The organism is Chitinophaga tropicalis, from assembly GCF_009758205.1.
GTDB lineage: Bacteria > Bacteroidota > Bacteroidia > Chitinophagales > Chitinophagaceae > Chitinophaga > Chitinophaga tropicalis.
In genome coordinates, this window is record NZ_WRXN01000003.1 from 465,470 (window position 1) to 477,353 (window position 11,884).

Here is an 11,884-nt window from a genome sequence, read left to right on the forward strand (position 1 = left end):
ACAGTTTAAGTGTTTTTGTAGGCTGATGGCAGTACGCCGTATTCCAGTTTAAAGTATTTAGCGAAATACTTGGGGTTATTGAACCCAACTTCATACGCCACCTCAGCTACCGTCAGCTGACTTTTACCAAGCAGTTGCGCTGCCCGTTTCAGGCGGATGGACCGGATAAATTCTATAGGTGTTTTTCCTGTGAGGGACAATAATTTTTTGTAAGCGGAAACCCTGCTCATGTGCAGTTCACGGCTTAATTCTTCTACAGAGAAATCAGGATTGGAGATATTCTTCTCCACTATCTGTAAGGCACTCTGTATAAACTGTTCATCCTGGGAGGAGATGGCAATTTCTTCAGGGTGCGCTTCTATATGCTGCCGGAAGGTTTTTTTCAGGGAGTCCTGCTGGGATATGATGTTGCGGATACGTGAGAGCAATACTTCATAGTTGAACGGCTTTGTGATGTAATCTGTAGCGCCGTTATCCAGCGCTTCCAGCTGATCTTCTTCAGAAGCCCTGGCTGTGAGCAGTATTACCGGGAGATGAGCCGTTTTAGGCTGCTGACGTATTCTTCTGCATAGTTCCAGTCCATCCATTTCAGGCATATTTACATCGCTCACCACCAGGTTGGGCATAGTTTGCTGTAGTATATCCCAGCCGATCCTGCCATTGGGAGCATCAACGATATGGAAATGAGCACTCAGGTTATCTTTCAGGTAGAACCTGAAATCTTCGCTATCTTCTATCAGCAGCAATACGGGCTTTTTGCCGTTGTAAGCAGCCGGCGATTCCGGGGCCGGTAAGGCTGCCATTACGGAAGTCTTTATGGTATCTGTTATCTGCGGTTTTGTAATGACGCCTTTTACGGGGAGGATGATGGTAAAGCAGCTGCCCATGCCGGGAGAGCTGTCTACGCTGATGGAGCCTCCGTGCAGCTTGACAAATTCCCTTGTGATGCTGAGGCCTATGCCGCTTCCCTGGTTGACCAGCGATCCGGGAATGTCATGCTGGAAGAAGCGTTCGAATATTTTTTCCTGTTGTTCTGCCGGGATACCAATACCGGTATCTTTTACCATGATGGCCAGCTGGCCGCCTTCGAGCAGTTGCAGATCGACAGAGATATTACCTTGTTCAGGTGTGAATTTGAAGGCGTTACTCAACAGGTTGAAGATGATCTTTTCTATCTTATCCGGATCGTACAGCATGGTCAGTTCGCTGATGTTGCTGTGGAAATCGAGATGGATCTGTTTCTTCTCAGAGAGATCGGAGAAGGAGAAGGTCAGTTCGCGGATGTAGGAAACAAGATCTCCTTCTGCTGTATATAGCCGGATCTCCTGGACTTCCATTTTACGGAAGTCCAGCAGCTGGTTTACCAGGTTGAGCAGGCGGCGGGCGTTGCGTTGTACCAGTACCAGTTGCTGTTGTATGTTATTTTCCGTGCCTTTGCGGAGTATCTTTTCCAGGGGAGTGATAATGAGACTAAGCGGTGTACGGAATTCATGGCTGATATTGGTGAAGAAACGGATCTTCAGGGCATCCAGCTCGTGCATGCGTTGTGCTTCCTGTCTTTCCTGTTCAATACGTGAACGCAGTCTTTCTCTTTCGAGGGTGATCTTCCTGGCCAGGATGAGGGCGCCGATAATAAGCAGCACATAAATGAAAAAGGCCAGAGGAGTTCTCCAGAAGGGAGGCAGTATGGTGATGTGCAGTTCCAGTGGTTCCGGGGTCCATATGCCGTCGTTGTTGGATGCCTTGAGACGGAAGGTATACTGGCCCGGGTCAAGGTTGGTATAGGTGGCTTTGCGCTGGCTTCCGTCTGTTGTAAGCCACTCGTTGTTGAACCCTTCCAGCATATATGCGTACTGGTTCTTTTCCGGGTGAAAGTAATTCAGGGCGGAAAAGTCTATGGAGAATACGTTTTCCCGGTATTTAAGGGTAATGTGTCTGGTCTGGGTAATGGATTGTTCCAGCAATACGCGCCCGTTTACGTTTTGTCCCGGCAGTATGCTCTGGTTAAAGATCTGGAAGTCTGTGAGCACAATGGGAGGAACGGTGTTATTGCCGGCAATGGTATGCGGGTAAAAGAGGTTGAAGCCATTTCCGCCACCAAAGATCAGTTCTCCTTTACGTGTTTTCAGGGCGGCGTTCTCATTGAATTCACGGCCCTGCAAGCCATCGGATTCATCGTAATTCCTGAAGAGGTATTTCCCGTTCCTGATGGTCAGGTTGGACAAGCCGTTGGTTGTGCTGAACCAGAGGGTGTGGCTGTTATCTTCCAGGATATTCAGGACGGTATTATCTGCCAGGCCGTCTTCTCTTCTGAAGATGCGGAATTTCCTGGTGCGGGGATCGTAGAGGTTCAGGCCTTCCCTGGTGCCTACCCATATGAGCCCGCGGCTGTCTTCAAACATGCAGACTACGTTCCTGTTGCTGATACCGGATTCTCCGTAGTGGGTGAATTTTCCCTGGTTGCTGATGATGTCAACTCCATCTGAAGTACCTACCCATACGTTTCCCTGTTTATCTTCCAGGATGGCTGAGATGTATTTAGAGACCACAGAGTTAGGCGCTCCGGGAACATAACGTTGAAATTTGCCGGTGCTGCGGTCCAGTTGATTCAGGCCTCCGCTGAGCGTACCTACCCAGAGCCGTTGCCGGCTGTCTTCGAATATCTCCCATACGCTATTGTCGCTCAGGCTTTGTGAATAGGCCGGGTCATGGCGGTAATGGGTGAACTGTCTTCCGTCAAAGCAATCCAGTCCGCCGTAATAAGTACCTATCCACAGTTTCTGTGCGTGGTCTATCCACAGGCTTACTACTACATTCCCGCTGGGCGAGTTGGGATTATGCGGATCATGGAGGTATTGTTTATAGGTGTTCTTTGTCCTGTCGAAGTAGATCAGTCCGCCGCCGTTGGTGCCTATCCAGAGATTGCCGTTCGCGTCTTCTGCAAAGCGGTTTACGTCGTCATAGGGCAGGCTGTTCTTTGCAAAGGGCAGGTGCTGGTACAGGGGAAATTTTACAATATTCTCATGGTAATAGCAGAATCCTTTTTTGTATGTGCCTATCCATATAATGCCGGTATTATCACAATACAGGGCATTGATACTATTCTGGCTCAGGCTTTTGGGGTCTTCGCTGTTATTCAGGAGGTAATTGATGGAAGATTGTTTTTTGTCGATGATGTTGATGCCTCCGTGATCGGTACCTATCCAGATGCGGCCCTGGTTATCCTGTACCACTCCCCGGACGATGTTATTATTGAGCCGGAGGGGGGTGCTGTTCTGATCGTAGTGGACCAGTGAGGATGTGGAAGGTTTATAGCAGTAGACGCCCTGTACGTTGCTGGTGTTGAAGATCCAGAGGTCTCCGTCCCTGTCTGCCAGCATTTCATAGTTCTGGAGGCTGGTATCGGCGGTGGCGCCGGGTAGTTGGTAGCGGTAAGTTATTTTCAGGCTGTGGCCGTCCATTTTTTCCAGCAGTCCGTTGCCATGCAGGAGCCAGTGATTGCCGGCCGGGTCTTCTGCCATGGTGGAGATATTGTTATCTGCCGGGCTTTCTTTATCTGTGGTGTGACAGATGCGGAATTGTTTTTTATTTGACGGTAGGTAGGCGTAAGCTCCCTGGCGGGGGACGATGAACCAGAATCGTCCCTGTTTATCTTTGAGGATATTGCCGATGGAGTCTGCCGGGACGCCATATTGTTGTAATACTGGGCCCGGGTGGCGGTAGAAATTGCCTTTTTCCGGGTTATAGATGTTCTGGCCGTTGTGGTGGGTGATCCAGATCAATCCGTCCGGGCCTTCCATGAGTTTAGTGATAAAGTTGTCTGAGAGGGTGGAAGAGTCCCGGAGGTCCTGCCGGAAGATGCGGAAGTTATATCCGTCATAACGGTTCAATCCGGACATGGTGCCGAACCACATGAAGCCGCGGCTGTCTTTGAGTATACAGTTTACCTGGTTTGCGGAGAGTCCCTGAGAGATGTCTACCCTGGTTAACTGGTACTGTGGTTGTGATGATTGTGCCTTCAGTAATGCAGGCAGGCAATATAACAGGAGTAGAATAAAAAAACGCTTCTTCACTTATATTAACGCGGGCCGGTTTTTAATGTTAATGCTACAATATAGGCCTGCTGATCGGATTAAAAAAGAGAAAGGTCGAAAGAATTCGACCTTTGTGCTAAAATTCCACGTTATGGTACTCAGGTCCATAAAGAGTTAAGGCGTTAGCCCATAATAAGTTATGTAAATATGAATGAGATCAGTTATAATGATTTCTTACATGCTGTCTGTTGGTTATTTTACCTTATAGTATCTTTCGTCACTGTTCTGCCTGGAGCCAACTGCACCTATTAAAGGTAATATAATTACAAAGCAAATGTAATACCCCCCGGAGTGATAACCAAAGGTTTAACATCTTTTTTTGCGCAATCGTTTGCATAATTGTCTGGATGACACGACTGGCGTGGATTTTAAGGTTCAGGCAATTTGCGGGTTAGTGTCCGGGTGACAAAAAAACGCTTTCGCCGGTATGGGGGAAAGCGTTTTTATGCAGTTACAACTGCTTTGGCAAATTCCGGGGTTAATGATATTAACGGCCGGTAAGACCGCCCAGCAGGCCGGTAATGTTACCGAGACCTGATAACAGGCCACCTACGCCCTGCAGTACGCTATTTACTCCCGGGGTCAGTGCAAATACGGAGCCGCCAACGCTGGAAGAAAGGGTAGTGAGGCTGACAGCGGCGCCGGCGCCTACGTTGGCTACAGCGGAACCTACTCCGGCAGTCAGGTTGCCAATGCCGAGACTACCGAGTAAACCGTCGAGCAGTCCTCCGTTAATAGCGAGCGCTTCGGTATCAGTCAATGGGGTGAATTGATCAAACTGGTTGAAATTTTCCATTTTGTTGGTTTTTATTAGTGATGAAATTGTAAGTGGTGTATAACAAGGTTACTTTATATGCTACTGTTCTGTATTCATGCAATCGATAATAGGTATATACGCGACTTCATAAGTACTGTCTATGTAAAAATTAATCTATCCTTATCATATATCATCCTTCCATTACTGTTCATTTTCAGTTGTTTCGTTCATTCTGTTTATTTAGGGCGACAACAGAAAATGAACAGATTGTACTATGCCGGAATCATTAACTTTTTATGTGTTTATCGCCTAAATCTGACATAAATGCCATCGTTATTCCCGGCCGCTATCATGGAGCGTTCTGTGTTTACCTGGTTACCCAGGGTTAAAACCGGTACCCAGGTCATCTATATCATTGTACTATTGGTTGTGCTTATTGCATTGGCAGCCCTGCCGTTTATTTATGTGGACGTATCGGTTTCTGCTTCCGGTCTTGTAAGACCGATAGCGGAGAAAACAGAGTTGTATAACCTGGTAGCGGGTACGATAGAAGAGGTGCTGGTCACTGATGGCGCCAGCATTCGCAGCGGGCAGGTACTGATGCGGTTACGGCAGGATATCAATGACAGTAAAATGGTGCAGAACTCTTTCGAGATATCCCAGCGGGAACTGCAGATACATGATCTCTCGTTACTGGCGGCGGGCAGTGGGGGCGCCAGTCTCCGGTCAGCTCAATACCGTCAGCAGTATTCTCAATACATATCTTCCCTGAGTGAGCAGGCAGCTACTGTAGATAAGCTGAGGGCAGATATGAATACTTACGAAAAGCTTTTTCACGAAAAGGTGGTTGCCAGGCAGGAATACCTGGACAGGAAATATGAGTATGAGAAAAGCAGGGCAGCCTATCAATCTGCCATCCAGCAGCAACGCAGTGTATGGTCTAATGAGCTGAACCAGCTCAGGTTGGAGGATAATCGTCTGCGGGCAGAAAATCACCAGCTTTCCAAGGAAAAGGAATGGAACCTTATTAAGGCGCCTGTCAGCGGTACGCTGCAGCAGTTCACGGGTAAATACCCGGGTGGTTTTGTACGTGCGGGAGAGCTGCTGGGCGTTATATCGCCGGATTCCAGTCTACTGGCGGAATGTTATGTTTCTCCGCGGGATATTGGTTACCTGGAAAAAGGGATGCCTGTCAGCTTCCAGGTAGATGCTTTCAATTATAATGAATGGGGGATTGTAAAAGGGAAGGTATTATCTGTTGATAATGATTTTACCCTGGTGAACAACGAGCCTGTTTTTAAAGTGAAATGCAGCTTTGTCAGTACTGAGCTCTCAACGCCTAAAGGAATAAAAGCTTCACTAAAGAAAGGAATGACCCTGCAATCCCGGTTTATCCTGACCAGGCGTAGTCTTTTCCAGTTGTTGTATGATAAAGCAGACGACTGGGTGAATCCCAACAGGAAAAAGGCGTAACGGTCCGGCCCCATACATTTCCCGGCTGTAAACAATTATTAATCTTTTCTATTTTCAATGAACGCATCCTTATCAGCCTCTCTGAAACGCAGTGCCCGTGTTAAACAACGGGATATAACAGATTGCGGCGCTGCATGCCTGGCTTCTGTAGCAGCCTATTACCGGTTGCAGATGCCGGTAGCCCTTATTCGTCAGTATGCAGGTACGGATAAACTGGGCACTAACGTTATGGGACTTCTCACTGCCGCTCAGAAGCTGGGTTTCCAGGCCAAGGGAGTAAAAGGCCCGTTCGATGCACTGCGTAATGTGCCCAAGCCAGCAATTGTTCATGTGGTTGTGAACGGCGCATTGCAACATTTTATGGTGCTCTGCAAAGTGACAGCTACTGAAGTGGAGGTGATGGACCCGGCGGAGGGCGCCTGCCGCAGAATGACGCATGATGCTTTTAAAAAGATCTGGACGGGCGTGCTTATTCTCCTGTTGCCGGGAGAGGAGTTTCATCCCGGCAATGGTAAAGTATCGCATCTGCAACGTTTCTGGTACCTGCTACGACCCCACAGGAGCGTGCTTATACAGGCTATGTTCGGTGCTATGATCTTTACTGTTCTGGGATTATCGACCTCTATCTATGTACAGAAAATAGTGGATAATGTATTGGTGGAAGGTAACAGGAACCTTCTCAATATGCTCAGTATTATTATGCTGGTCATCCTCTTCCTGCAGCTGTTCATAGGTAACCTGAAAAGCATTTTTGTGGTGAAAACCGGTCAGCAGATGGATGCCCGTCTGATTCTCGGATATTATAAGCATCTGCTGCTGCTGCCGCAACAATTCTTTGATACCATGCGTGTGGGCGAGATCACTTCACGTATCAATGATGCTGTTAAGATCCGTACGTTCATCAACGATGTAGGTATTACACTTATCGTGAACGCGTTTATCATTATTTTTTCCTTTGCGCTGATGTTCAGCTATAACTGGAAGCTGGCGCTGATCATGCTGGCTATACTTCCGATATACTTCGTCATCTACCGGATCAGCAATTATATGAATAAACGGTTGCAGCGCAGGCTGATGGAAGACAGTGCGGAGCTGGGCAGCCAGATGGTGGAATCTCTCAACACTGTGGCGACTATCAAAAGATTTGCGCTGGAGGAATATGCCAATATGAAAACTGAGAACAGGTTTATACAGGTGCTGAAAACCACTTATGAATCTGCTATCAGCAATATGTACCTGGGCAGCGCTTCCAGTCTTATTACCAGCATTTTTGTGGTGATATTGTTGTGGACGGGCGCTTCACTGGTGCTGGACCGGCAGCTTAGTCCCGGGGGACTTTTATCTTTCTATGCACTTATCGGTTATTTTACCGGTCCGGCCATGAGCCTTATTGGGGCTAACAGGAGCGTACAGGATGCGTTGATAGCGGCTGACCGCCTGTTTGAGATCATGGACCTGGAGCAGGAGGATACAAGTAATAAAGTGGAGCTGACGCCGGCTATGACAGGGGATATTCATTTTAATAATGTTTCCTTCAGTTATGGGAGCCGTGTGGAAGTATTCAGGCATTTCAACCTGCAGATAGAGAATGGCAGGATCACTGCCATAGTAGGGGAGAGCGGTTCCGGGAAGTCTACGCTTATGGCGCTTTTGCAGAATATCTATCCGCTGAGGGAGGGCAGTATTATTATTGGTCATACGGACACGAAATATATCCTTCCTGAAAGCCTGCGCCGTTTTATTGGTGTAGTGCCGCAGCATATAGATCTGTTTGCAGGTACGATAGCGTCTAACATTGCGGTAGGGGAGTTTGAGCCGGATATGCAGAAAGTGCTTCACATTGCCAGGCTGCTGGATATTATAGGTTTTATAGAGCAGTTGCCGGATGGTTTTAACACTATGCTGGGCGAGCATGGCTTTAATCTTTCGGGTGGCCAGCGGCAGCGGCTGGCTATTGCCCGTGCGCTTTACCGGGACCCGCAGGTGATCATCATGGATGAAGCTACATCGTCGCTGGACCCGGTCTCTGACCAGCATATCCAGCAACTGATGCAGCAGCTTCGTAATATCGGGAAGACCATCATTGTGATTGCCCATCGCCTTAGTACGGTTGTAAATGCGGATAAAATTGCCGTGTTACGTAACGGTACGCTGGCGGAGGAGGGCACGCATGATGAACTGATGTTGCGTAATGGTGTGTATGCAATGCTCTGGAGCCATCACCAGGGTGTATTACTCTCTTAATTCTACTACACGTTCCTGAATATCATTCGTAGGGTATTAAGTTGATCTCAAATAGTTTCATCAATTCTTTACCGGTTATTGTTCCCGGTTTAATGTTCAGCGTATGTATGCCTGCCGGTAATGCCAGGTCATTTAAGGGCTGGGTCAGAATCTTCTCGTCTTTTGAGGATACGGCCTGTGTTTTTCCGCTGAGAGTTTTCCCGTTCACGTCAATTGAAAAAGTATTTTCTCCGGTAGTGGCATCTGCTGCGTATTTGATATTTGTGTGGAAGCGTCCTGGCTGGGTTAGCCGGAATGTCCAGCTGATGTACTGATTGGGTTGTGTCCAGTCGAACACATAATACCTGGGCGCTTTTCCATCGCCATATTTAAAACCATTTCCATGCAGGGCACCGTCAAAGGCCCGTAGTACGTTGGTAAGGGAGTGGGTATCCAGTACGCGTACTGTATCGGTCGCTACTTCCTGCATATCCAGTACTATTACGCTGTTCATGGAATCTGGCGCTGTGGCGGGTAAGGTGATAGTTACATCTTTATTGCTGACCCGTTTTACGGGAAGGTCTTTTTGTTGGGGATCTGCCAGTAGCCAGGCTTTGCGGATGTTGCTTTTTAGTCCGCCTACATACAACGGCGTTTTTTCCGGCCAGTTGAATACGTGCAGGTACAGGCGTTTGCCTTTAAGTGTGCTTTCTCCCCAGGGCTGCAGCGGTAATGGGGAAGTGGTAGTGCCGTAAATGCTTTCGCCGTTTGTATGCATCCAGGCGCCGATGCTGTGGAGTATAACAGTATCGCGCGGGTCTACCAGTCCGTTACCCATGGGACCTATGTTCATGAGCAGGTTGCCGCCTCTGGAGGCGGCTTTGGCCAGTAGTTTTATGAAGAAGCCAGCGGGTTTGTGGCTGTTATCATATTTTGAATAGCCGTAGGATTCGTTTGTGGTGGGGATGGCTTCCCAGTCGCCCGTAACGGGGTAAAATTCTGCGGGCCGATCTGATGTATTCTTATAATCGCCGAAGGAGATATTGGCATTGCGGGCCAGGCGGCCGTTCACTACTACGTTGTTATCTACTTCGCGGATGGCTTTTAAGATGCGGATATTTTCGCTTAGTGGTAATTTGCTGGGGGTATCGAACCATAGTATATCCGGGTGGTATTTGCGGATCAGTTCCACTATTTGCGGGATGGCTTTTTCGTTCACATATTTTATTGCTTTGGGCAGTTGTTCCGGATGAACGTTAAACCAATCGAGGCCGCCGTAGAGGCGTTTGTCGCCACCGGGATTGTCATAATCCCAGTCGTTGCCGGGGGCGTCGGGATGTTCCCAGTCGTAGGCGTGAGAGTAATAGAACCCGAACCGGATGCCATATTTTTTGCAGGCCGCGGATAGTTCCTGCATGGGGTCCCGTTTGAAAGTGGAGGCTGAGATATTCAGATCGCTGACTTTGGAGGGATACATGGCTACGCCGTCGTGGTGTTTTGAAGTGATGATGAGGTAGCGCATGCCGGCAGCTTTTATTAGCCGTACCCAGGCGTCTGCGTTGAACTGTTCGGGGTTGAAGGGTTGTAGTAATTTTTCCTGGTAGACGGCGCGGGATATTTTTTCTTTGCGCATGAGGTGTTCTGCGTAGCCGTCTACTTTTTGACCGTTCCATTCTCCGCCGGCGGCGGAATAAACGCCCCAGTGGATGAAGCAGCCGAATTTATCTTCCCGCCACCAGGCTATGCGGGTATCATGGTTTTCCATGCTGTGTTTCCACCAGCCGTTCAGGGCTTCATTGATGGCAGCCTGGTCGCGTTCGGCGCCTTTTTGCATTAAAAGTCCCTGTTCGTCTCCTTTGTCGGCCGTGGAGGAAGGGGCTTGTGCCTGCAGTCTTATGGACATGCCGATAAGGATTGCACTGAAAAGTATGAGTCTCATAGTTTTATGTTTATGAATGCTACACTGATAAACAAAAGATGAGTCCTGTTATATGTACTATTGGCACTTTATTTAACTGTGGGGGTAGACCTTGGGTTATCACTATCGTTTTCATAACATGGAATCATGACTAAGATAGGCAATCGATTGCAAAAAATGAAACTTTTAGGGAGTGAAGTTGGTTTAGGTGATAAGTGGTTGGTATTGTGTGTGTAGCGAGTGCGGAGAATAATTAGGTTATTCTCCGCATTTGTTGCGGAGAATAGTTATATTCGGGTTGTAAATTGTGCAGGATGTATATTCATCAGTTAAAGGATTGGCCGGATTTTTATTGGGATAGTGAGGAGCTCAGCTTTCTTCTGGCTGAGGTACGTCACCGTCAGGGGCGGTTATTAGGTCGTATGGAGGGGTTGGGTTTTTCTTTACAGGAAGAAGCCAGTCTTCAAACCCTGACGATGGATGTTTTAAAATCCAGTGAAATTGAAGGTGAGATATTAAATCCTGAGCAGGTACGTTCTTCGATTGCCAGGCGCCTGGGGATGGATATTGCGGGGCTGGTGCCGTCTGACCGTGATGTTGATGGTGTTGTTGAAATGATGCTTGATGCAACACAGCGATATACTGCATCTCTGACTGATGAACGTCTTTTTGGGTGGCATGCTTCATTATTTCCTGCGGGGCGTAGCGGTATGCACAAAATAGTTACCGGGGCCTGGCGTAATAACAGTAAAGATGACCCTATGCAGGTGGTATCTGGTGCTATGGGACGTGAGGAGGTGCATTTTCAGGCTCCTGATTCTGATGTTGTTGATAAGGAAATGAAGAAATTTCTGAGCTGGTTTAATTCAGAGGAAAAGATAGATCCTATTATAAAGGCGGCTATTGCGCATCTCTGGTTTGTGACCATTCACCCTTTTGATGATGGTAACGGACGTATTGCGCGTGCCATCACAGATATGCAGCTGTCACGTGCAGATGAGAGCCAGCGGCGTTTTTACAGTATGTCTGCGCAGATAAGGAACGAAAGAAATGATTACTATGACATATTGGAGAAAACGCAAAAAGATGAACTGGATATAACAGCGTGGCTGGAATGGTTTTTAAGATGCCTTAATCGCTCTATAACTGTCACGGACTATACTCTTGCAGCCGTTATGAGGAAAGCGAAATTCTGGGAAAATCCTGCGTCGCAAACGGTTAATGACAGGCAGAAGCTGATGTTGAATAAACTGCTGGATGGATTCCGGGGTAAATTAACTTCTTCAAAATGGGCTGTTATTACAAAGACATCGCAGGATACTGCGAGCCGTGATATACAGGACCTGATAGAGCGGGGCTTGCTGATAAAAGAGCCTGCCGGCGGGAGAAGTACGGGTTATATATTAAGGGAGGAGTAAT

The 11,884-nt window shown here is 47.8% G+C and carries 6 protein-coding genes; 3 read left to right on the top strand and 3 right to left on the bottom strand.

Annotated features, from left to right (window positions below; all coding sequences use genetic code 11):
* Window positions 1–5: 5 nt before the first annotated feature.
* Complete coding sequence (locus GO493_RS09905; protein WP_198315668.1) at window positions 6–4,073, bottom strand: hybrid sensor histidine kinase/response regulator transcription factor; 4,068 nt, start codon at window positions 4,071–4,073, stop codon at window positions 6–8.
* Between the two features lie 508 nt (window positions 4,074–4,581).
* Window positions 4,582–4,890, bottom strand: a complete 309-nt coding sequence (locus tag GO493_RS09910; RefSeq protein WP_157305990.1) for a hypothetical protein — start codon at window positions 4,888–4,890, stop codon at window positions 4,582–4,584.
* Between the two features lie 285 nt (window positions 4,891–5,175).
* On the opposite strand from GO493_RS09910, the gene GO493_RS09915 reads away from it, so the two are divergent.
* Both GO493_RS09915 and GO493_RS09920 read left to right on the top strand, forming a co-directional pair.
* Entirely contained in the window at window positions 5,176–6,324 is a 1,149-nt protein-coding gene (locus GO493_RS09915; RefSeq protein WP_157305991.1) for an HlyD family secretion protein, read from the top strand.
* A 57-nt stretch (window positions 6,325–6,381) separates the two neighbouring features.
* Window positions 6,382–8,568 carry a peptidase domain-containing ABC transporter gene (locus tag GO493_RS09920; protein ID WP_157305992.1) on the top strand — a complete coding sequence of 729 codons (2,187 nt, stop codon included), beginning with the start codon at window positions 6,382–6,384 and terminating at the stop codon, window positions 8,566–8,568.
* A gap of 22 nt (window positions 8,569–8,590) precedes the next feature.
* Here GO493_RS09920 and GO493_RS09925 read toward each other — a convergent pair whose 3' ends face one another.
* On the bottom strand, window positions 8,591–10,486 hold the full coding sequence (locus GO493_RS09925) for an alpha-L-fucosidase (protein WP_157305993.1): 1,896 nt from the start codon (window positions 10,484–10,486) through the stop codon (window positions 8,591–8,593).
* A gap of 293 nt (window positions 10,487–10,779) precedes the next feature.
* Between GO493_RS09925 and GO493_RS09930 the strand changes: the two genes are divergently transcribed.
* Window positions 10,780–11,883 carry a Fic family protein gene (locus tag GO493_RS09930; protein WP_157305994.1) on the top strand — a complete coding sequence of 368 codons (1,104 nt, stop codon included), beginning with the start codon at window positions 10,780–10,782 and terminating at the stop codon, window positions 11,881–11,883.
* The last annotated feature ends 1 nt before the right edge of the window (window position 11,884 follow it).

Excerpts from the sequence above, each read along its gene's own strand:
- GO493_RS09915 (WP_157305991.1), top strand. The coding sequence starts at position 5,176 with ATGCCATCGTTATTCCCGGCCGCTATCATGGAGCGTTCTGTGTTTACC.
- GO493_RS09920 (WP_157305992.1), top strand. The coding sequence starts at position 6,382 with ATGAACGCATCCTTATCAGCCTCTCTGAAACGCAGTGCCCGTGTTAAA.
- GO493_RS09930 (WP_157305994.1), top strand. The coding sequence starts at position 10,780 with ATGTATATTCATCAGTTAAAGGATTGGCCGGATTTTTATTGGGATAGT.
- GO493_RS09910 (WP_157305990.1), bottom strand. The coding sequence starts at position 4,890 with ATGGAAAATTTCAACCAGTTTGATCAATTCACCCCATTGACTGATACC.
- GO493_RS09925 (WP_157305993.1), bottom strand. The coding sequence starts at position 10,486 with ATGAGACTCATACTTTTCAGTGCAATCCTTATCGGCATGTCCATAAGA.